We start from the raw sequence: 21,309 nt of genomic DNA, 5'->3' as shown, positions 1-21,309 counted from the left end.
CCATGGCGCGCCAGGAGGGCATGGCCGTGATCAGTGCGTTGCTGATCGCCGCAGTGGTGGCGGTGATCGCCGCCGGCATGATCGAGCGTCAGGGGTTGCTGACCCGTCAGGTGGAGAACCGCCAACTGGCATTGCAGGGCCAGTGGGCCCTGGAAGGCGGCCTGCAGTTCAGCCGCCAGGTGCTGTTCGCACAGCGCCTGCGCGATCCGCTGGTGCGTGGCGGTCAGCCCTGGGCCCAGCCGATGCGCGACGTGCCGTCCGGCAGCGTGCGTTTCGACGGGCAACTGGAGGACGAGCAGGGCAAGTTCAACCTGCGCAACCTGGTGGTCGATGGCCAGGTGGACGCCGAGGCGTTGGCGACCTTCAAGCGTCTGTGCGCGCTGATCGGGATCAATGAGCGCCTGGCCACGGCCATCGCCGGACAGGTGATCGACAGCTACCCACAGCGCCCGCTGGCCACTCCCGGCAAACTGGACAGCGGCCGGGCGGCTTCACCGGGTGGTGCCGTCGAAGCGTTGCCGGCCAGGCGCCCGATGCTGCGCAGCGTCGAGGGCCTGGCCGGGCTCAAGGGCATGGATGGCCAAGCCCTGGAGCGCTTGCGCCGTTTCGTCACGGTGCTGCCGGCGCTGACCTGGGTCAATGGCAACACCGCCAGCGCCGAAGTGCTGGCCGCCCAGGTGCCGGGCCTGTCGCTGCAGCAGGCCGCGGCGTTGGTGGCTGAGCGCGATGGCGGGCGCTGGTTCATCAATCGCGGCGATTTCGTCAATCGCCTGCGCATGCCATCCCTGGCCATGGCCAATGTGCGGGTGGGGATCAACAGCGACTGGTTCCGCCTGCGCGGCCTGGTGCGCCTGGGCAATCGCAAGCTTGCCCTGCAGGCGCTGCTGCGCCAGCGCGAGGGGCAGTTGCCGGATGTCATCTGGCGGCGGGTGGGCGCATGAATACGGCCATGGAAGTGTGGCTGGCACCGCTGGCCGAACTGGACGAGGCGTCGCTGCTGGAGTACCGCCTGGCCGATCGATGTGGGCAGGCGAACCGCAGGCAACTGCTTCGGCAGGCCAAGGGTGCGCCCTGGCGTCTGCACCTGCACGAGCAGGATAGCCTGGCCTTGGACATCGCCATGCCGCCTCTGACCGGCAAGCGTCTGACGGCGGCGGTGGGTTGTGCGGTGCAGGGGCTGGTGCTGGGGGATGCCGGGCAGGTCCATGTCGCCCACGGGCCGCGCCGGGCCGATGGGCAGGTCGCGGTGGCCTGGCTCGGCTTGGCGGAACTGGCACGGCTGCAGGCGTGGCTGCAGATCGGTGGGATCAAGGTAGCCGGGTTGCACGCCTGTCAGGACGCTGCACCGTCAGTGGTGGATCTTTCCGGCGGGTTGGCCGGGCCGGCGAAGCCGATGGCCTGGGGGCGCACGCTGGGCATCTGGGTTGCGGCGACGCTGGCCTGGTGCCTGGGCCTCAATCTTTACGCGGCTCAATTGGCCAGTGAAGGTGACGCGTTGCATAGCCACATGGTTGCGCAGGTGCGCCTGGCCTTCCCACAGTTGCCGGTGGTGCTCAACCCGCTGCAGCAGGCACGCCAGCAACTGCACGGCGGCACGGCGGTCGGGTTGGCGGCATTGCTGGACGGTGCCGGGCAGGTCATGCCGTTCCTGGTCGGCAATGTCGAGGCCATGGATTACCAGGATGGTCAGTTGCGCATCACCGCCCTGGCCGACGGCGGCAAGGTCCCGGCGGGCAGCGCCTGGCAGGCCGATCTTGCCGCCCGTGGCATTGACGCACAGACCAGCGGGCAAGGCTGGACCCTGCGCGCGGCCAAGCCATCCGGGGAGGAACTGGCCCATGTCGATTAAAGCGCGCCTGGCTACCGTCCGCGCGCAGGGGCGGCAACGCTGGCAGGCCCTGGCCGCGCGGGAGCGCCGGGCCGTCGCCCTGGGCGGTGGTCTGCTCGGCGTATTGTTTTGCTGGCAGGTGCTGGTCCAGCCGGCCTTGGCCAAGATCGACCACTGGCAAGCCGAGACACCCAAGCTGCGCGGCCAGGCCCAGGCGCTCGCTGCGCTGCTCGGCGAGCGCCTGGCGCAGCGGCCCGCAGACACCGCCCTGGCATTGCGGCAAAGCCTGGAACAGGCCGGCCTGCTGGCACAGACACAGCTCGACGCCGAGGGCGATGCCTGGCGCCTGAGCTGGCAGCGGGCCCCGGCCGAAGCGGCGATGGCCTGGCTGCAGGGCGTGCCGCCGCGGCTGGGGCTGGACATCGGCCGACTGGCGCTACGTCGCGACCCGGCTGCCGAGCCGGGCAGCCCGGTGACTTTCTCCGGAACCCTTCGCATGGATCAGGCGCATGGCGCTAAGGACCCTTCATGATGTGCCTCCGTTCACCGCGACTGCCGTTCGCGCCTTTGCTCCTGGCCCTGGCGCTCAGCGCCTGCGCCAGCGCGCCGAGCGCGCAACGCCCCCTGGCCAGCAGCGAGCTGGGCCGCCCGCTGGCCGAGGCCGGCACTTCGACGGGCGTGCCGGATCATCGTGCGCAGCCTGAACCACAGACCCGCTCGGCAACGCGCCAACACGCTCCTCGGGTCGGCCAGCGCCACAGCCGCGCCGTGGCGGCGCCGGTTCCGGCCAATCCGCTGGGTGACCAGCCAGTGCAGTTGAACTTCGTCGATGCCGATATCCAGGCGGTGGTGCGCGGCCTGTCCCGCGCCACCGGCCGGCAGTTCCTGGTCGACCCGCGAGTCAAAGGGCAACTGACCTTGGTGTCAGAGGGCGAGGTACCCGCGAGCAAGGCCTACGGCATGCTGTTGTCGGCCCTGCGCATGCAGGGCTTCAGCGTGGTCGACGTCGGCGGCGTGGCCCAGGTGGTGCCCCAGGCCGACGCCAAGCTGCTGGCGGGCGCGCTGGTGATGGGAGACCGCGATGCCGGCAACGGCATGGTCACCCGCACCTTCCGCCTGCAGTACGAGAACGCCGTCAACCTGATCCCGGTGCTGCGCCCGATCGTCTCGCCCGACAACCCGATCAACGCTTACCCCGGCAACAACACTCTTGTCGTCACCGACTACGCCGAGAACCTCGAACGGGTGGCGCAGATCCTCGACCGGGTCGACATTCCCACGGCCATCGACACCGACGTGGTGGCGATCAACAACGGCATCGCCAGCGACATCGCCGGCATGGTCAACGAACTGCTCGACAGCCAGGGCAACGACCCGACCCAGAAGATCAGCGTGCTGGGCGACCCGCGTTCGAACAGCGTGGTGATCCGCTCCGGTAGCCCCGAGCGCACCCAGCTGGCCCGTGACCTGATCTACAAGCTCGACAACGCCCAGAACAGCGCCGGCAACCTGCACGTGGTGTACCTGCGCAATGCCCAGGCCGACAAGCTGGCGCAGAGCCTGCGCGGGCTGCTGACCGGCGAGAGCGACACTGCCGGCAACGACGCCACGCGCGCGCTGCTCAGCGGCGGCGGCATGCTCACCGGCGGCAGTGGCAGCGGCACCAGCGGCAATGGCGGCAGCGCGCAGGGCAACAGTGGCAACAACAACGCCAATGCCAGCCGCAGTAGCAACCAGAGCGCCGGTACTACACCGAATGGCTATGGCAGCAGCACCCAGCAGAACGACCAGGGGCTCGCGTTCTCCGCCGGCGGCGCGACCATCCAGGCCGACAAAACCACCAACACCCTGCTGATCTCCGCGCCCGAGCCGCTGTACCGCAGCCTGCGCGAGGTCATCGACCAGCTCGACCAGCGCCGCGCCCAGGTGGTGGTGGAAAGCCTGATCGTCGAGGTCGGCGAGGACGACGCCAACGAGTTCGGCATCCAGTGGCAGGCCGGCAACCTCGGCAAGAATGGCGTGTTTGGCGGCGCCAACCTCGGTGGCAGCGGCCTGGTCAAGGGACCCAGCAGTATCGACGTGCTGCCCAAGGGGCTGTCGGTAGGAGTGGTCGACGGCACGGTGAAGATCCCGGGCATTGGCGAGGTGCTCGACCTCAAGGTGCTGGCCCGGGCGCTGACGAGCAAGGGTGGTAGCAACGTGCTGTCGACTCCCAACCTGCTGACCCTGGACAACGAGGCGGCGAGCATCTTCGTCGGCCAGACCATCCCCTTCGTCAGTGGTCAGTACGTCACCGACGGCGGCGGCAACAGCAACAACCCGTTCCAGACCATCCAGCGCGAAGAGGTGGGGCTGCGACTGAACGTGCGTCCGCAGATCTCCGAGGGCGGCACGGTCAAGCTGGACGTCTACCAGGAGGTCAGCAGCGTCGACCAGCGTGCCTCAAGCGCGGCCGGCACGGTGACCAACAAGCGCGCCATCGACACCAGCATCCTGCTCGACGATGGCCAGATCATGGTCCTGGGCGGCCTGCTGCAGGACGGCTACACCCAGACCAACGAGGGCATTCCGTGGCTGGCCGGGCTGCCGGGGGTCGGTGCGTTGTTTCGCAGCGAGCGCCGCGCCAGCAACAAGACCAACCTGATGGTGTTCCTGCGTCCGTACATCGTGCGTGATGCCGCGGTCGGGCGCAGCATCACCCTGAACCGCTACGATTTCATCCGCCGCGCCCAGGGCAGTCTCAAGCCCGAGCACTCCTGGGCCTTGCCAGACGTGGACATGCCGCTGCTGCCGCCGGTGGAGCAGGGCGTGCCCGACCAGGGCCGCGCCCAGCCGGCGGCGCTGCGCGCACCACGGGCCGCGATCCGCGCGGTGCCGGTGGACGAGGTGGCGCGTTGAGTCGGCTGCCATACGCCTGGGCCAAGGCCCAGCGCCTGGTGCTGCGGGTGGACGGTGAGGACGGGTCGGTGCTGTCGCGCTGCCCGTCGAGCCCGGCCTGGGCAGTGGCTGAGGTGCGCAGACGCCATGGCCCGGCGCGGGTCGAGGCGCTCGACGATGCGCAGATGGATGCGCTGCTGGCCAGCGCCTACGCCGACACCGGCAGCGCGGCGGCGGTGGTGGGGGCCGCGGAGAACGAAGTGGACCTGGACCGCCTGCTGCAGGACATCCCGGAAGTCACCGACCTGCTCGAGGCCCAGGACGATGCGCCGGTGATCCGCATGATCAACGCCTTGCTCACCCAGGCCGCGCGCGACCAGGCCAGCGACATTCATCTCGAGCCGTTCGAAAGCCACTGCCTGGTGCGCTATAGGGTCGACGGCACCCTGCGCGACGTGGTCTCGCCGCGCAAGGCGCTGCACGGCGCGCTGGTGTCGCGGATCAAGATCATGGCGCAGCTGGATATCGCCGAGAAGCGCCTGCCCCAGGACGGGCGCATCGCCTTGCGCGTGGCCGGGCGACCGATCGATATCCGTGTGTCCACCGTGCCCACCGGCCATGGCGAGCGGGTGGTGATGCGCCTGCTCGACAAGCAGGCCGGACGTCTGCGCCTGGAGGCGCTGGGCATGGACGCAGGCATCCTGGCGCGGCTCGACCAGCTGATTCGCCAGCCCCACGGCATCGTGCTGGTCACCGGCCCCACCGGTTCGGGCAAGACCACCAGCCTGTACGCCGCCCTGGCGCGGCTGGACGCCAGCGTCAGCAACATCCTCACCGTGGAGGATCCGGTGGAGTATGACTTGCCGGGCATCAGCCAGATCCAGGTCAACGCGCGCATCGACATGAGCTTCGCCGTGGCCTTGCGCGCCATCCTGCGCCAGGACCCCGACGTGATCATGATCGGCGAGATCCGCGACCTGGAGACCGCGCAGATTGCCGTGCAGGCCTCGCTGACCGGGCACCTGGTGCTGGCCACCCTGCACACCAACGATGCGGTGTCGGCGGTCAACCGCCTGGTCGACATGGGCGTCGAGCCGTTCCTGCTGGCCTCGGCGCTGCTCGGGGTGCTGGCCCAGCGCCTGGTGCGCCGATTGTGTCCGCACTGCCGCGAGCCCGACCCGGCCACGCCCGGGCAATACCGCGCGGTGGGTTGCGCGCACTGCAACCACTGCGGCTACAGCGGCCGCACCGGCATCCACGAGTTGTTCTGCGTGGACGATGAGGTCCGCAGCCTGGTGCACCAAGGCGCGGATGAACAGGCCCTGCGCGTCGCCGCCCGGCGCAACGGCATGCGCAGTATGCGCGAGGACGGCCAGCGCTGGGTCGACAGCGGCAGCACCTGCCTGGAAGAGATCCTGCGCGTGACACGGGACGCCTGATGAACCGCTATCGCTATGAAGCCGCCGACGCCCAGGGCCGCGTGGTCAAGGGCCTGCTCGAAGCCGACAGTCCGGGGGCGGCGATGGCCCAGTTGCGCGCCCTGGGCCTGACCACCCTGGAGGTCGAAGTCCAGGTCGTGGCCGGGCAGGGCAGTGGCCTGTTCGGCGCGAAGCTGTCCGACGGCGACCTTGCCTGGGCCACGCGTCAGCTTGCCAGCCTGCTGGCCGCCGGCCTGCCGCTGGAGGCGGCGCTGGGGGCGACCCTGGAGCAGGCCGAGCGCAAGCATGTGGCCCAACTGCTGGGCGCGGTACGCGGCGATGTGCGTAGCGGCATGCGCCTGGCCGACGCCCTGGCCGAGCGGCCGAGGGATTTCCCCGAGATCTACCGGGCACTGGTGGCGGCGGGCGAGGAGTCCGGCGACCTGGCCCAGGTGATGGAGCGCCTGGCCGACTACATCGAGGACCGCAACACCCTGCGCGGCAAGATCCTCACGGCATTCATCTATCCCGGCGTGGTGGGGCTGGTGTCGGTGGGCATCGTCATCTTCCTGCTCAGCTACGTGGTGCCGCAGGTGGTAAGTGCCTTCACCCAGGCGCGCCAGGACTTGCCCGGGCTGACCCTGGCCATGCTCGCTGCCAGTGACTTCGTGCGCGAATGGGGGGGGCTGTGCTTCGCCCTGATGGCCGGAGCGTTCTGGGGCTGGCGGGTCTATCTGCGCGCCCCGGAGGCGCGCCTGGCGTGGCATGGGTGCGTCCTGCGGCTGCCGTTGTTCGGGCGTTTCGTGCTGGGCCTGAACACGGCGCGTTTCGCCGCCACGCTGGCGATCCTCGGCAGCGCTGGCGTGCCCTTGCTGCGGGCACTGGAGGCGGCGCGCCAGACCCTGGGCAACGACCGCCTCGACCAGTGCGTCAACGAGGCCTCGGCGCGGGTGCGCGAGGGCGCCGGGCTGGCCTCGGCGCTGGCGGTGGAGAAGGTCTTTCCACCGCTGCTCATCCACCTGATCGCCAGTGGCGAGAAGACCGGCAACCTGCCGCCGATGCTCGACCGCGCCGCCGACAGCCTGGCCAAGGACATCGAGCGCCGCGCCATGGGCATGACCGCGCTGCTCGAACCGTTGATGATCGTGATCATGGGCGCGGTGGTGCTGCTGATCGTCATGGCGGTGCTGATGCCGATCATCGAGATCAACCAGCTGGTGCAATGACCTGTTGCGCCACCTCCCACACCTGCTGACGGAACCATCGGCGCATGGGATCGGCGTGGGTGCGTGCGTGCCAGATCTGCATCACCTCGACGTTCGGCAGCACCAGGGGCAGGGCGTGCAGGCGCAGGCCAGGGTCGCGCTCGACTGCCTCCATGGCCAGCGAGCGCAGGCAGGTCAGCAGCAGGTCGGTGCCGCGCACCAGGCGTGTGGGGGCGATGAAGCTGGACAGTCCGGCCACCACCCGGCGTTGCCGGCCGAGAGCCCGCAGGGCCTGGTCGACCCGGCCGTCGAGATCGCCGGTCAAGGTCGTCAACAGGTGGTCGCAGGCCACGAATGCCTCCAGGGTCAGGCCGTCGACCAACCTCGGGTTGTCGGCGGCGGCCAGTACCACGAAGTCCTCGCAGAGCAGCCGCTGCTGGTGGAATGTGTCTGGCAGGTCGCTGTAGAAGCCGGCGATTGCAAGGTCGCAGGTGCCTTTCTCCAGCGCCTCGCGGGGCAGGTCGCCACGGGTGTTGTGGGTGACCAGGGTCAGGTTCGGCGCCTGGTCGCGAAGAATCGGCAGCAGCCCGGGCAGCAAGGTCTGCTCCAGGTAGTCGGTGCTGTACAGGTGCAACTGGACCGGGCGTTCAAGGAAGTGCTCGCCGTCGCAGCGGCTGAAGAAGTCCTGCAGGTGCCCTATCAACTGCTGCACCTGCGGCGCCAGCTCGTGGGCCCTGGGGGTGGGTGTGAGGCCGCGTGGCGCGCGCACGAACAGCGGGTCGCCGAACTGGTGGCGCAGCTTGTTGAGCTTGTGGCTCAGGGCCGGCTGGCTGAGCGCCAGGCGTTGCGCGGCACGGGAGGCGCTGCGCTCTTCGTAGAGCACCTGGAACAGGTGCAGCAGGTTGAGGTCCTTGTTACCGATATTCATGAATTGAATCGCAGGAATAAGTGCTTTCGAATTATCGAATCATAGCGTGATGGTTAGGATGGGCCCAACCTGTTGAGGGAGTCGCCCATGACCATCGCCATTTTCGCCACCATCCAGCCCCTTCCCGAATACCGTGACGCCACCGAGCAGGCCCTGCGCCGGATGGTCGAGCAGACCCGCGCCGAGCCCGGCAACCTGCGCTACGACCTGTTCGTGCGCGAGGGTGGGGCGCTGGCGTTCGATCTGTTCGAGCTGTACGTCGACGAGGCCGCCGTCGAGGCCCATCGCCACAGCTCCCATTACCAGGCCTACCGCGCCGCCACCGCCGATTGGCTGGCCGCACCGACACAAGTGCAGCTTGCCCGCCCGCTGGATATCGCGCCATTCAACTGAATCAGGAATCGACCATGAACAAGATTGCTCCCGTTGCGCTGGCGCTGGCCGGCGCATTGCTGACTGGCCACGCCGCCGCTGCCGCGAAGGGCGAAGTGCTGGTGCTGTTGTCCAGCGAGAACCGGTTACCGCTCAAGGACGGCAGGCCGTACCCCACCGGTTATTACCTCAACGAGTTCGGCGTGCCCGCCGACCGCTTGCTCAAGGCCGGCTACAAGCTGGTGTTGGTGACGCCCAGGGGCAATGCGCCGAGTGTCGACGAGCGCTCGATCGACCCGATGTACTTCGGCGGCGATGCCGGCGAGATGCAGCGAATCCGCCAGGTGGTCGAAAGCCTGCCGGACATCCGCGACACCCTGTCGTTGAAGGAGGTGCTGGCGGGCGATCTGGATCGTTACGCGGGGATCTTCATCCCAGGTGGCCATGCGCCGCTGATCGACCTGGCCAACAACCCGGACGTCGGCACCTTGCTGCGCCATTTCCACCAGGCCGGCAAGCCCACCGCCGCCATCTGCCACGGCCCGATCACGCTGCTGTCGGCGCAGCAGGATCCGGTCGCCTACCACGCCGCGTTGGCCCGTGGCGAAACCCCGGCAGTTGGAGACTGGACCTACCAGGGTTATCGCATGACCATCTTTTCCGATCCGGAGGAGCAGGTGTTTGAAGGTTCGCTCAAGGACCAGCGGCTGCAGTTCTATCCGGCCAAGGCCATGGCAGGCGCAGGAGGCGACATGAGCTACGCCGAGGCCTGGCAGCCCCATGTGGTGGTTGATCGCGAGTTGATCACCGGGCAGAACCCGTTCTCCGACAAGGCGTTGGCCGATGCGCTGCTGGAGCGGTTGGAGGCTGTAGAGGAGTAGCGAGGTCTTTGGGTTTCAGGTGCCTGGTGAAATAGATGGAGCGCCTGTGAGGTCGAGCGCCGCCCACGCGGCGCTCGATCTTGAGAGCGCTGCAAGGGGCGCGGTGGACACTTGGTAGCTTTCACGCGATGGCCGGTTTCTTCATCGCCCCCAATCCCAGCACCAGCGCCCCCGCCATGATGGCGATGTCGGCAAGGTTGAACACGCCGGTATGCAGCGGCCCGAGGTTAAGCACGAGGTAGTCGACCACATGGCCGTCGCGCAGCACCCGGTCGATCAGGTTGGCCAGGCCGCCCATGGCGATGAAGTAGGCCGCGCCGGCCTTCACCGGGGTCGCTTGCCAGTGCCTGAACGCCCAGGTCACGGCCCAGCAGCATGCCACGCCTACCGCGGCCACGAAGATCAGTTGCTTGAGGCCCGGCGACAGGCTGGCGCCGAGGCTGAGGAATGCACCCGGGTTCAGGCTCAGGGCCAGGTCGAGCCAGACGATCTGGTTGCCGAAGACATAACTGTGGTTGTTCAGGCCGACCAGGGCGATTAGTTTCACCCACTGGTCGAGCATGATGAAAGCGACACCAAGGATCAGGACGAGGGTACGGCTGGAGAGCATGCAGGCAATTCCTTCGCTGCGCGGGTGCGGCCGTCCGGTATTGGCGGGGCTGCCGGCAGCGCGGCGAAGATAGCGCAGGCGGGTCTAGACTTAAAGCCTGGACCGGCTTCAAAACGGTCTGATCATCCATCCGACCACCGCCTCTGGACCTGACGTCGCCGACGGTGGCCTTCTGGCAAGAGGAGGGCAGGTCATGGACGAGGCACGGCTTCAGGAATTCATGGGCAAGCTGGTGGGTGACATGGGCGCGGCAGCGACGCTGGCCAATGTCATTCTCGGGGATGAGCTCGGGCTTTATCGGGCCATGGCTGACAGCCAGCCGGTCACGCCCGAGGCGTTGGCCGAACGGACCTGCTGTCAGCCACGACTTGTGCGTGAGTGGCTCAATGGCCAGGCGGCGGCGGGCTATCTGGTGCATCGTGACGGACAGTTCACCCTGCCCGAGGAGCAGGCCATGACACTGGCCCTGGAAGACTCCCCGGTCTACATGGCCGGCGGCGCCTCGGTGCTGGCGGCGCTGTTCCATGACAAGGACAAGTTGGTCGCGGCCATGCGCGGCAACGGCGCACTCGCCTGGGGCGATCATCATCCCTGCATGTTCAGTGGTACCGAGCGGTTCTTCAGGCCGGGTTATCGGACTTTCCTCGTCGCCGACTGGCTACCGGCACTGGAGGGTGTGGTGGCCAAGCTGCAGGCCGGTGCCCAAGTGGCCGATGTCGGCTGTGGCCATGGCGCCTCGACCATCGTCATGGCCGAGGCGTTTCCGGCCTCGCGCTTTACCGGCTACGACTACCATGCGCCGTCGGTGCTCACCGCCACCGAGCGGGCCCGCGACGCAGGCGTGGCCGAGCGGGTCAGCTTCCAGCAGGCTTCGGCCAAGGACTATCCCGGTCGCGACCTGGACCTGGTGTGCTTCTTCGACTGTTTGCACGACATGGGTGACCCGGTGGGAGCGGCGCGGCATGCTTACCGGGCGCTCAAGGACGACGGCACGGTGATGCTGGTGGAACCGTTCGCCGAGGATACGCTGGATGCCAACATCAATCCGGTCGGCAGGCTGTTCTATGCGGCGTCCACCTTCATCTGCACACCGAATTCGCTGTCGCAGGAGGTTGGGCTGGGATTGGGGGCGCAGGCCGGGGAGGCGCGGTTGCGGGCGGTGTTCGAAGAGGCAGGGTTCAGGCGGTTCCGCAGGGCGACGCAGACGCCGTTCAACCTGATACTGGAGGCCAGGAAGTAGCGATCTGTCAGTGCTGCCCCTATCGCGGGGCAAGCCCGCTCCCACAGACAGCTTGCACAAACAGAAGGGGCGCCATCTGGCGCCCCTTCGTCGTGCAGCTTAGGCTTCAGCGTCCCATGGACGATCGCCTTTTTCATCCTTGACGCGGGTCGGCAGGCCCATCACGTCCAGCGCCTTGAGGAACGGCTCGGCCGGCAGTTCCTCGACGTTGACCATGCGCCCGGCGTCCCATTCGCCACGGGCGACCAGCAGTGCGGCGGCCACCGGCGGCACGCCGGCGGTGTAGGAGATGCCCTGGCTGTCGGTCTCGGCGTAGGCTTCTTCGTGGTCGGCCACGTTGTAGATGAACACCTCGCGCGGCTGCCCGTCCTTGGTACCCTTGACCAGGTCACCGATGCAGGTCTTGCCGGTGTAGCCCGGAGCCAGCGAGGCCGGATCCGGTAGCACGGCCTTGACCACTTTCAGCGGTACCACTTCCAGGCCTTCGGCGGTCTTGACCGGTTGCTCGGAGAGCAGGCCGAGGTTCTTCAGCACGGTGAACACGTTGATGTAGTGCTCGCCGAAGCTCATCCAGAAGCGCACGTTCGGCACGTTCAGGTTCTTCGAGATCGAGTGCACCTCGTCGTGGCCGGTCAGGTACAGGTTCTGCGAACCCACCACTGGCAGGTCGTCGGTACGCTTGACCTCGAACATGGTGTTGCTGGTCCACTGGCTGTTCTGCCAACTCCAGACTTGCCCGGTGAACTCGCGGAAGTTGATTTCCGGGTCGAAGTTGGTGGCGAAGTACTTGCCGTGGGAACCGGCATTGACGTCGAGGATGTCGATCGAATCAATGCGGTCGAAATACTGCTGCTGCGCGAGTTTCGCGTAGCTGTTCACCACACCCGGGTCGAAGCCGACACCGAGAATGGCGGTAATGTTCTTCTGCTGGCATTCCTCGAGGTGCTTCCACTCGTAGTTGCCATACCAGGGCGGGGTTTCGCAGATCTTGCCCGGTTCTTCGTGAATCGCGGTGTCAAGATAAGCGACACCGGTATCGATGCAGGCACGCAGCACCGACATGTTGAGGAAGGCGGAACCAACGTTGATCACGATCTGCGACTCGGTCTCGCGGATCAGTGCCTTGGTCGCCTCGACATCGAGGGCGTTGAGCGAGAAGGCCTGGATGTCGGCGGGTACCTTGAGGCTACCCTTGGCCTTGACGCTGTCGATGATGGCCTGGCATTTGGAGATGTTCCGTGACGCAATCGCAATACGACCCAGTTCGTCGTTATGCTGTGCGCACTTGTGGGCCACCACCTTGGCGACACCTCCTGCACCAATGATAAGAACGTTCTTCTTCAATTCAGCTTTTCTCCTTCGTGAAAGCCTGTCTTACGACAGGCTCGAAACGTAGTCTTCGAACCCGAACTCGCGCACCAGCTCGACGCTGCCGTCGAGCTGCTTGACCGCGATGGATGGCATTTTCAGACCGTTGAACCAGTTTTTCTTGACCATGGTGTAACCGGCGGTGTCGACGAACGACAGGCGGTCACCGATCTGCAGCGGCTTGTCGAACTGATACTCGCCGAAGATATCGCCCGCCAGGCACGACTTGCCGCAGACCATGTAGGTGTGCGCGCCGTCGTTGGGCGCCATCTTGGCGTTGAGGCGATAGATCAGCAGGTCGAGCAGGTGTGCCTCGATCGAGCTGTCGACCACGGCCAGGTGCTTGCCGTTGTACAGGGTGTCGAGCACGGTCACTTCCAGCGAGGCGCTGTTGGTGATGGCCGCTTCGCCCGGCTCCAGGTAGACCTGCACGCCGTACTGTTGCGAGAAGGCTTTCAGGCGTGCGCAGAACGCGTCCACCGCGTAGTCTTCGCCGGTGAAATGGATGCCGCCGCCGAGGCTGACCCACTGGACCTTGTGCAGCAGGTGGCCGAAGCGTTCCTCGATGTGCGTGAGCATCTTGTCGAACAGGCCGAAGTCGCCGTTTTCGCAGTTGTTGTGGAACATGAAGCCGGAGATCTTCTCGATCACCTTCTCGATTTTCTCAGGGTCCCACTCACCAAGGCGGCTGAACGGGCGCGCCGGGTCGGCCAGCAGGTAGTCGGAACTGCTTACCTGCGGGTTGACGCGCAGGCCGCGCACCTTGCCCTCGGACTGTTCGGCGAAACGCTCGAGCTGGCCGATGGAGTTGAAGATGATCTTGTCGCAGTTCTCGAGCATCTCTTCGACTTCATCGTCGGCCCAGGCCACGCTGTAGGCGTGGGTTTCGCCGGCGAACTTCTGGCGGCCGAGCTTGAGCTCGTACAGCGAGGACGAAGTGGTGCCATCCATGTACTGCTGCATCAGGTCGAACACCGACCAGGTGGCGAAGCACTTGAGGGCGAGCAGGGCCTTGGCCCCGGACTGCTGGCGCACGTAGGCGATCTTTTCCATGTTGCCCAGCAGCTTTTGTTTATCGATGAGGTAGTACGGCGTCTTGATCATTTAAAGGCCCCCGGCCAGGCCGGCCAAAAAAAGGACACGCATTGTGCCCTCACTTGCCGCGGTACGAAAGGGCGCGGGGCGCATTTCGTCCGAGTCATGCCGCGCTTTGCAATGGAAACGCCATCAGCTCCGTGGCCAGGCCCTGTGTGGCAGCGTATCGACCCAGGGCCTGAAGCTCGATGCAAGGTGTTCTTTAAGCGGGCTGTGATCAAGTTGATCAGATAAACATGACCATTCCGGTAGTCGACCAAGCGTGCCAATAAAGAATCCGAAAGGCGCGCCATGTTGCGTGTATCCGCCTGTTGACGAAGGTCTGGTGCGCAGACGCCGCTTCATGGTTGACCGGCGGGAACCAGGGTGGCTGGCGGAGCGGCTTGCTGATCAGGACGTCCCATCATCGAGGAGAAGGATGGCATGTTGTTATCATCAAGATACTTCTGCGCCACCGCCAGCGTGACGGGTGTTGCGTCTACCCATGGCTGTTCCCAGAGACCGGAAATGTAGAGTTGTGGAGCCCCTGAAGGTTGGAGGCCGCCATCGACGAAGACGAATGACTGCGTGACATGCAGGTGCTCACTGACGAAGCTCGCGCTGTCCACAACCCAGGAAAACCGCAGCACCTTGCGCTTGCCTTCGGTCTGTGCGGCAAACCCGTTGGCAAACGTGATGGGGCTGGTGTCTCCGCTGATCAGGTCTTTCATTACACCGGTGCTGCGGTAGGCACTGTAGGGTGACAGCGCGCCTGTCCGCAGCCCCTCAACCTCAGGGGGAACGGGAGTGCCACTGAGCAGCCGACCTCGCGGGTCGACGATCAGGACATTGATCAGCCGGTCATCGTGAAGGGAGTAGAGTTGATTGGTGAGCGTCAGTACCACTTCGGGGATGCCATCGTCATCCAGGTCCATCACTTGGTAGCGAACATGGGTGGGGATCTGGTGGTAGGTCAATGGGGCGGTGGCTGGATAGTCACGGAAACGCTGATCCTTTGCGGTATGTGCAATCTCCAGGGTTTTCACCGGCACGCGGTTCAACAGGAGCGTGACGAGGTCCGGCTCACCCACGAACAATTCATCCTGTGCTTCCCATTGCGCGCCCGTTGTGCGGCCTGTCTTGATCTCCACTGCAAGGGGTTGCCTGAGTTCGGCGATCTGCTGGCGGTGCTCCATCAGGGGTTTGAACAGGTCCTGGAAAAGGCCGGCCCAGAAGCCCAGTGCAGAGACCGTAAAGACGATCCCGCCGACGACAGCGGCACGATGCCGACTGCACCACGCAGTCAAATACCTGAACAGATTCGCGAACATCCGTCTCATTGTTTTCAGTTCCCTTGATCCTGACCGGTTCTACCGTTGGCGCTTGAAAGGCGCAGACTATCACAGGGCAACATCCACTCTATTAGACCTCTGCCCAGGCTCGGCTAGTCTTTGTGCGGGTTCCGCGAAAAGCCGGTGCACAGGCGTGCCCGGCCACTATTGATGAGCAGAGGGCGTGCTTGCGGGCGCGCCTGTTCCGAGACCTGGCAGCAAACATACAAGAACGCCCGGAAATCTGAATTGAACCGACCCGAAAGGTAGAAGCAGATGGCGAACGAATCGAAATGCCCGTTCCACCAGACCGCCGGTGGCGGCACCAGCAACCGTGACTGGTGGCCTGACCAGCTCAACCTGAAGATCCTCCACCAGCACTCCAGCAAGTCCGATCCCATGGACCCGGACTTCGACTACGCCAAGGCGTTCAAGAGCCTCGACTTCCAGGCGCTGAAAAAAGACCTGACCGCCTTGATGACCGATTCCCAGGACTGGTGGCCGGCCGACTTCGGCCACTATGGCCCGCTGTTCATCCGCATGGCCTGGCACAGCGCCGGCACCTACCGCATCGGTGACGGCCGTGGCGGCGCCGGCTCCGGCCAGCAGCGCTTCGCCCCGCTCAACAGCTGGCCGGACAACGTCAGCCTGGACAAGGCCCGGCGCCTGCTGTGGCCGATCAAGCAGAAGTACGGCAACAAGATCTCCTGGGCCGACCTGATCGTGCTCACCGGCAACGTCGCTCTCGAATCCATGGGTTTCAAGACCTTCGGCTTCTCCGGTGGTCGCGCCGATGTGTGGGAGCCCGACGAGGATGTGTACTGGGGCTCGGAGAAGGTCTGGCTGGGCGGTGACACCCGCTACGGCAAGGATCAGGTCAAGGCCCAGTCCCCCGGCCAGGGTGACTTGGTGGCCGAGCCTGCCAAGCATGGTGAGGAACAGAACCGTGACCTGTCGGCCGAGCGCAACCTGGAGAACCCGCTGGCCGCCGTGCAGATGGGCCTGATCTACGTGAACCCCGAAGGGCCGGAGGGCAACCCCGACCCGGTCGCCTCGGGCAAGGATATCCGCGAGACCTTCGGCCGCATGGCCATGAATGATGAAGAGACCGTGGCGCTGATCGCCGGCGGCCACGCCTTCGGCAAGACCCATGGTGCAGGCCCCGCCGACAATGTCGGCGCCGAGCCGGAAGCCGCGGGCCTGGAACAGCAAGGTTTCGGCTGGCACAACAAATTCGGTACCGGCAAGGGCGCCGACACCATCACCAGTGGCCTGGAAGTGATCTGGACCTCGACCCCGACGAAGTGGAGCAACGAGTACCTCAACAACCTCTTCAACTTCGAGTGGGAGCTGACCAAGAGCCCGGCGGGCGCCCATCAGTGGCGACCGAAGGATGGCAAGGGCGCGGGGACCGTGCCGGATGCCCACGACCCCGGCAAGAAGCACGCCCCGTCGATGCTCACCTCCGACCTGGCGCTGCGTTTCGACCCCATCTACGAACCCATCGCCCGACGCTTCAAGGACAACCCAGACCAGCTCGCCGACGCTTTCGCCCGCGCCTGGTACAAGCTGATCCACCGCGACATGGGCCCGCTGGCCCGTTACCTCGGGCCGGAAATGCCCAACGAGGAGCTGTTGTGGCAGGACCCGCTGCCCAAATCAGGCCCTCAGCCGAGCGACGCCGATATCGCCGCGCTCAAGGCCAAGGTGCTGGCGTCGGGGCTGAGTGTGTCGGAGTTGGTTTCCGCCGCCTGGGCCTCGGCTTCGACCTTCCGTGGCTCCGACAAGCGCGGTGGTGCCAACGGCGCCCGCTTGCGCCTGGCACCGCAGAACGGCTGGACGGCGAACCAGGGCCTGGACAAGGTGCTGACGGCACTGGAGAAGATCCGCGGCGAGGGCGGCAACAAGATCTCCCTGGCCGACCTGATCGTGCTGGCCGGCAGCGCGGCGGTGGAGAAGGCGGCCAAGGACGCCGGGCACAACATCAGCGTGCCGTTCCATCCGGGGCGTGTGGATGCCTCGCAGGAGCAGACCGATGTCGAGTCGTTCGCCGTGCTCGAGCCGCTTGCCGACGGTTTCCGCAACTTCAGCAAGGCCCGCTACAGCGTCAAGGCCGAGAAGCTGCTGCTGGACAAGGCCCAGTTGCTGACCCTCACCGCACCGGAGCTGACCGTGCTGATCGGCGGCCTGCGGGTGCTCGGTGCCAATCATGGCGGCAGCAAGGACGGCGTGTTCACCGACAGGGTCGGCGTGCTCAGCAACGACTTCTTCCGCAACCTGCTGGACATGGGCGTGGAGTGGAAGCCGACCTCGGCGGACAACGAGGCGTTCGAGGGTCGTGACCGCAAGACCGGCCAAGTGAAATGGACCGCCAGCCGGGTCGACCTGGTGTTCGGCTCCCATGCGCAGCTGCGTGCCTTGAGCGAGGTGTATGGCAGCAGCGATGCCAAGGACAAGTTCGTCAAGGACTTCGTGGCGGCGTGGGTAAAGGTCATGGAGCTGGACCGCTTCGACCTGGCGTGAGGAAAGGCGTGGGGGCGGGGCAACCCCGCTCCCACGAGAAGCCCCAGGGCAACCCGCTACAGGTCTTGCGATACCCCAGGCTGATCGTTGCCCGGCGTGTCCTCATGCAACGAAGCCTGCGAGGTCTCCGGCAACGCCAACCCGCCCACCAGGGCCAGCAAGGCAATCACCACCAGGTAGAAGGCCGGCGCCAGGCGGCTGCCGCTCTGCTCGATCAGCCAGGTCGCCACCAGCGGCGCGGTACCGCCGAACAGGGTGTAGGCGACGTTGTAGGTGATCGCCGAGGCGGTGTAGCGGCTGCGGGTGGGGAAGCATTCCGACAGCAGCGCGGCGGTGACCACACCGCTCATCAGCGCGCCGATGGCCAGCAGGATCACCCCCAGCAATGCCCCCGACAGCGAACCGGAACTGGCCAGCCAGTAGGCGGGGAAGACCGCGAGCATCACCCATAGGCACGTAAAGCCGATGGTCCTGCGCCGTCCGACTCGGTCGCTGAAGGCGCCCGCCAGCGGGCAGCCGGCGGCGGCGAACAGCAGCGCAACGGTCGAGACCAGCAGCGCCTGGGCGCGGCTGAGGTGGCCGACCGTCTGTAGGTAGGTGGCGAAGTAGGTGGTGAATATGTAGAACGACAGTGCCGTCAGCGAGATGAACGCGCCCAGGTTGCGAATGGTGCGGCCATGGTGGCGCAGGGTGTCGCCCAGCGGCGAATGCGCATGGGCCTTGCCTTCGGCCAGTGCCTGGCGAAACGCCGGGGTCTCCTCCATGCGCCAGCGCAGGTACAGGCCCACCAGGCCCAGGGGCGCGGCAACCAGGAACGGTACGCGCCAGCCCCAGGCGTTCATCGCCTCGGGCGTGAGGCTGGCCTCCAGTCCGTAGGCGATGACTGCCGCGCAGGCAAAGGCGGAGAAGGTCGAGACCGGCACGAAGCTGCCATAGAACGCCCGCTTGCCCCGTGGCGCGTGCTCCATCAGGTAGGCGCAGGCACCGGCGTATTCACCGCCCGCGGAAAACCCCTGCAGGCAGCGGGCGAGGGTGAGCAGTACCGGAGCCAGCACGCCGATGCTGGCGTAGGTCGGCAGCAGGCCGATCAGGGTGGTGGAACCGGCCATCAGCAGGATGGTCAGCGACAGGATGCGCTTGCGTCCGAGCCGGTCGCCCAGCGCGCCGAACACGATGCCACCCAGCGGGCGCAGGGCGAAGGCCACGGCGAACACGGCGAAGGTCTTGAGCAGGGCGACGCTGGCGTCCTCACTGGCGAAGAACTGACTGGCGATCAGGGTGGCCAGAAAACCGTAGACGGCGAAGTCGAACCATTCGACGAAGTTGCCGATGGCCGAGGCGGCGATCACCCGCCGCAAGGTGGCGGGCGGGACCTCATGGGCGATGGACATGGATGCTCTCCGTTGCTCTGGCAGCCTGGGCGGATGCGGCGCGCTCAGGTCGCGCCGTCGTTGTTCTCGGGCCAGTAGACAAGCGGCAGGGCGAGCAGGCTTTGTCGAGGGCGACCTCCGGATATCCGTTAGCACCGCCCCTTGAGCTTGGAAGGACAAACATGATGTGTGGAAGCGGGCCTGCGCGCGTGGCGCTTGCAGTAAGCTTCCCCTTCCAATCCCCGCAAGGAGGCTCACCATGGGTGCGCGTGGCAATGACCGGCAAATCGACAACATCGAGTTCAACGTGGGCGATATCGCCCGCAGCAAGGCTTTCTACGGCCAGGTGTTTGGCTGGACCTTCACCGACTACGGGCCGACCTATGCCGAATTCAGTGACGGCCGCCTCACGGGTGGTTTCACCACGGGCGAACCGGTTCGTCCGGGTGGGCCGCTGATCATCCTGTATGCCGCTGACCTGGCGCAGGTGCAGCAGCGCATCGAGGCTGCCGGCGCCCGAATCAGCCGCCCGGTGTTCGCGTTTCCTGGCGGGCGGCGTTTCCATTTCATCGACCCGGACGGCTATGAACTGGCGGTGTGGACGGCCGACGCCGCGTAGGGGTCAGGCCGGGCTGTCGATGCAGACGCGGTTGCGTCCCTTCTGCTTGGCCTGGTACAGCGCCTTGTCGGCCCTGGCCAGGGCGTCGGCAGGCGTGCCAGCGTCGCGGGGCTGCCAGCTGGCCACGCCCAGGGAGATGGTGACGGTACCGGTCGGTACGATCGGGGTGTGCTCGACCGTCAGGCGCAGGTGGCCGGCGACAGCTGTCGCCACCTCCAGGCCGGCACCCGGCAGCAGCATGAGGAACTCCTCGCCGCCGGTACGGCACAGCACGTCACCTTCGCGGCAGGTCCCGCGCATCAGCCTGGCCAGCTGCTGCAGCACACGGTCGCCGGCATCGTGGCCGTGGCTGTCGTTGATCCGCTTGAAGTGATCAATGTCCAGCACCACCACGGCAAACCCGCACTGCTCGGCCTGTTGCACCCGCAGTGCCTGTTGCAGCCCACGCCGATTGACCAGCCCTGTCAGCGGGTCGGTCTGGGCATCTCGGTTGAGCCGGCCGATGCGCTCCTGCAGCAGGTTCACGCCGAACAACAGGGCACGCTTGAGCTCCGCGGCCTCTGCATACCAGGCACGGACCTGGTGGATGCGTTCGGTGGTCTGCTGTTGGCCCATGCCCCGGGCGACACTGGCCAACTGCCGCAGCGGGTGGGCGATGACTTGCGTGAGCCAGTACAGCAGCAGGCAGCCGAGCAGCGCCAGCGGCGCGGAAATCATCACTACATTGAGGATCAGCTGGCGAAGCGGTGCCACGGTTTGGCGCAGTGGCTGCTGGGCGACGATGGTCCAGCCGGCACTGGGTACCGTGGCGAACCCGGCGAGCATCTCCACGCCCTGGCTGTTTACCAGGCGCCGGGTGCCATGGTCGAGGTTCGGCAGGTCGTCGAGCAGCGCGTTGTCGCCTACCAGGGTGCCGACCCGTTTGCTGTCGGGGTGAAACAGCAGCCGGCGGTTGCGGTCGACCACGTACAGGTACGAGCCGTTCTGGTAGAAGTGCGTGCCCAGCAGGCTGTTGAGCAGGTTGCGTTCGCGCAGGTACAGGCTGCCGCCGATATAGCCGTGGTAGTGGCCGCTGGCGTCGAAGATCGGTTGCGAGAGCACCACCAGCAGGTTGTCGGCCGCCGACAGGAAAGGTGTGGAGACCAGCGTGCGGCGCTCGCGCAAGGCTTGCCGGGCGCCGGGTGAGGTTGCCTGGCTGCCGGCCAGGTGCTGCAGCGGTGCGGGCGATAGCGAGCGTACGGTCCCCTGGGCGTCGACCCGCAAGGTGGAGTTGAACAGGTTGCTCTGTTGCTGCAGGCGGTCGATCTCAGCTTGCACCAGGCTGTCGTCGTCCGGGTGCAGGCCACTTTGCCGGGCGCCGTAGGCCAGTTGCTGCAAGGCATTGACCAGGGTGGTCTCGGTCACGGCGGCCAGCTTGGCGGCATAGGCCCGGTTGGCCTCCAGGGCGCTGTCGATCAGCAGCTGCCGTTGTACCCGGTAACTGGCGAAATAGCTGGCCAGCAGCATGACCAGGGCCGTGGTGGCGCAAAGGGCGAGTATGAGGGTGCGCAGGTCGGGGCGCGGTCCGTGCGGGGTGAAATATCGCAATCCTTGGCCTCGTCGGATACAGCGGAAAACGCACCTTACGCGCTTGGCCCAAAGTGGACCATGCTTGAGCGCAATTGC

At 66.2% G+C, this 21,309-nt stretch carries 18 protein-coding genes; 11 read left to right on the top strand and 7 right to left on the bottom strand.

The window, feature by feature from the left end; translation table 11 throughout:
- Positions 1 to 20: 20 nt before the first annotated feature.
- From gspK to gspF, 6 genes are read left to right on the top strand one after another with little or no spacing between them, the layout of a single operon-like run.
- Entirely contained in the window at positions 21 to 941 is a 921-nt protein-coding gene (gspK, locus tag ACVWZ5_RS02040; RefSeq protein ID WP_172402384.1) for a type II secretion system minor pseudopilin GspK, read from the top strand.
- The gene (locus ACVWZ5_RS02035) at positions 938 to 1,849 is read left to right on the top strand and encodes a GspL/Epsl periplasmic domain-containing protein (RefSeq protein ID WP_084941510.1); all 912 of its coding nucleotides are present in this window, start codon (positions 938 to 940) and stop codon (positions 1,847 to 1,849) included. The genes gspK and ACVWZ5_RS02035 overlap by 4 nt, the downstream gene beginning before the upstream one ends.
- Entirely contained in the window at positions 1,839 to 2,360 is a 522-nt protein-coding gene (gspM, locus tag ACVWZ5_RS02030; protein ID WP_084941509.1) for a type II secretion system protein GspM, read from the top strand. Before ACVWZ5_RS02035 ends, gspM begins: the two co-directional genes overlap by 11 nt.
- Positions 2,357 to 4,726, top strand: a complete 2,370-nt coding sequence (gene gspD, locus ACVWZ5_RS02025) for a type II secretion system secretin GspD (protein ID WP_084941508.1) — start codon at positions 2,357 to 2,359, stop codon at positions 4,724 to 4,726. Before gspM ends, gspD begins: the two co-directional genes overlap by 4 nt.
- On the top strand, positions 4,723 to 6,144 hold the full coding sequence (gspE, locus tag ACVWZ5_RS02020) for a type II secretion system ATPase GspE (protein WP_084941507.1): 1,422 nt from the start codon (positions 4,723 to 4,725) through the stop codon (positions 6,142 to 6,144). The genes gspD and gspE overlap by 4 nt, the downstream gene beginning before the upstream one ends.
- Entirely contained in the window at positions 6,144 to 7,349 is a 1,206-nt protein-coding gene (gene gspF / locus ACVWZ5_RS02015; protein WP_084941506.1) for a type II secretion system inner membrane protein GspF, read from the top strand. Before gspE ends, gspF begins: the two co-directional genes overlap by 1 nt.
- Here gspF and ACVWZ5_RS02010 read toward each other — a convergent pair.
- The gene (locus tag ACVWZ5_RS02010; RefSeq protein WP_084941505.1) at positions 7,330 to 8,256 is read right to left on the bottom strand and encodes a LysR family transcriptional regulator; all 927 of its coding nucleotides are present in this window, start codon (positions 8,254 to 8,256) and stop codon (positions 7,330 to 7,332) included. The two genes, gspF and ACVWZ5_RS02010, sit on opposite strands and share 20 nt — an antisense overlap.
- 87 nt (positions 8,257 to 8,343) lie before the next feature.
- On the opposite strand from ACVWZ5_RS02010, the gene ACVWZ5_RS02005 reads away from it, so the two are divergent.
- Together ACVWZ5_RS02005 and ACVWZ5_RS02000 are read left to right on the top strand one after the other, a co-directional pair.
- The gene (locus tag ACVWZ5_RS02005; RefSeq protein ID WP_062573668.1) at positions 8,344 to 8,649 is read left to right on the top strand and encodes a putative quinol monooxygenase; all 306 of its coding nucleotides are present in this window, start codon (positions 8,344 to 8,346) and stop codon (positions 8,647 to 8,649) included.
- A gap of 14 nt (positions 8,650 to 8,663) precedes the next feature.
- On the top strand, positions 8,664 to 9,509 hold the full coding sequence (locus ACVWZ5_RS02000; RefSeq protein ID WP_062573669.1) for a type 1 glutamine amidotransferase domain-containing protein: 846 nt from the start codon (positions 8,664 to 8,666) through the stop codon (positions 9,507 to 9,509).
- A 121-nt stretch (positions 9,510 to 9,630) separates the two neighbouring features.
- On the opposite strand, the gene ACVWZ5_RS01995 is transcribed toward ACVWZ5_RS02000, so the two are convergent.
- Positions 9,631 to 10,119 (bottom strand): signal peptidase II, encoded by a 489-nt coding sequence (locus tag ACVWZ5_RS01995; RefSeq protein WP_062573670.1) that lies wholly within the window; start codon positions 10,117 to 10,119, stop codon positions 9,631 to 9,633.
- 193 nt (positions 10,120 to 10,312) lie between these two features.
- Here ACVWZ5_RS01995 and ACVWZ5_RS01990 point away from each other — a divergent pair, with 193 nt between their 5' ends.
- Positions 10,313 to 11,359, top strand: a complete 1,047-nt coding sequence (locus ACVWZ5_RS01990; protein WP_084941504.1) for a class I SAM-dependent methyltransferase — start codon at positions 10,313 to 10,315, stop codon at positions 11,357 to 11,359.
- A 99-nt stretch (positions 11,360 to 11,458) separates the two neighbouring features.
- On the opposite strand, the gene ACVWZ5_RS01985 is transcribed toward ACVWZ5_RS01990, so the two are convergent.
- The 3 genes from ACVWZ5_RS01985 to ACVWZ5_RS01975 form a co-directional block, all read right to left on the bottom strand.
- Entirely contained in the window at positions 11,459 to 12,703 is a 1,245-nt protein-coding gene (locus tag ACVWZ5_RS01985; protein WP_028691662.1) for a saccharopine dehydrogenase family protein, read from the bottom strand.
- 30 nt (positions 12,704 to 12,733) lie between these two features.
- Positions 12,734 to 13,831, bottom strand: coding sequence for a carboxynorspermidine decarboxylase (gene nspC, locus ACVWZ5_RS01980; RefSeq protein ID WP_062573672.1), 1,098 nt, complete (start codon positions 13,829 to 13,831; stop codon positions 12,734 to 12,736).
- Between the two features lie 332 nt (positions 13,832 to 14,163).
- Entirely contained in the window at positions 14,164 to 15,132 is a 969-nt protein-coding gene (locus ACVWZ5_RS01975; protein WP_084941502.1) for a hypothetical protein, read from the bottom strand.
- Positions 15,133 to 15,408: 276 nt separating this feature from the next.
- Between ACVWZ5_RS01975 and katG the strand changes: the two genes are divergently transcribed.
- Positions 15,409 to 17,655 (top strand): catalase/peroxidase HPI, encoded by a 2,247-nt coding sequence (gene katG / locus ACVWZ5_RS01970; RefSeq protein ID WP_336196679.1) that lies wholly within the window; start codon positions 15,409 to 15,411, stop codon positions 17,653 to 17,655.
- A gap of 56 nt (positions 17,656 to 17,711) precedes the next feature.
- Here the strand turns inward: katG and ACVWZ5_RS01965 are convergent, their stop codons facing one another.
- A complete protein-coding gene (locus tag ACVWZ5_RS01965) occupies positions 17,712 to 19,046 on the bottom strand; it encodes an MFS transporter (protein ID WP_457340370.1) in 1,335 nt (444 codons plus the stop codon).
- Positions 19,047 to 19,284: 238 nt separating this feature from the next.
- Here ACVWZ5_RS01965 and ACVWZ5_RS01960 point away from each other — a divergent pair, with 238 nt between their 5' ends.
- The gene (locus ACVWZ5_RS01960; protein ID WP_062573676.1) at positions 19,285 to 19,644 is read left to right on the top strand and encodes a VOC family protein; all 360 of its coding nucleotides are present in this window, start codon (positions 19,285 to 19,287) and stop codon (positions 19,642 to 19,644) included.
- A 3-nt stretch (positions 19,645 to 19,647) separates the two neighbouring features.
- Here ACVWZ5_RS01960 and ACVWZ5_RS01955 read toward each other — a convergent pair whose 3' ends face one another.
- Positions 19,648 to 21,150 carry a sensor domain-containing diguanylate cyclase gene (locus tag ACVWZ5_RS01955; RefSeq protein ID WP_081100372.1) on the bottom strand — a complete coding sequence of 501 codons (1,503 nt, stop codon included), beginning with the start codon at positions 21,148 to 21,150 and terminating at the stop codon, positions 19,648 to 19,650.
- Positions 21,151 to 21,309: the final 159 nt, after the last annotated feature.

The organism is Pseudomonas sp. TE6283 (assembly GCF_054060555.1).
This window is presented reverse-complemented; position numbering and strand designations above follow the sequence as displayed.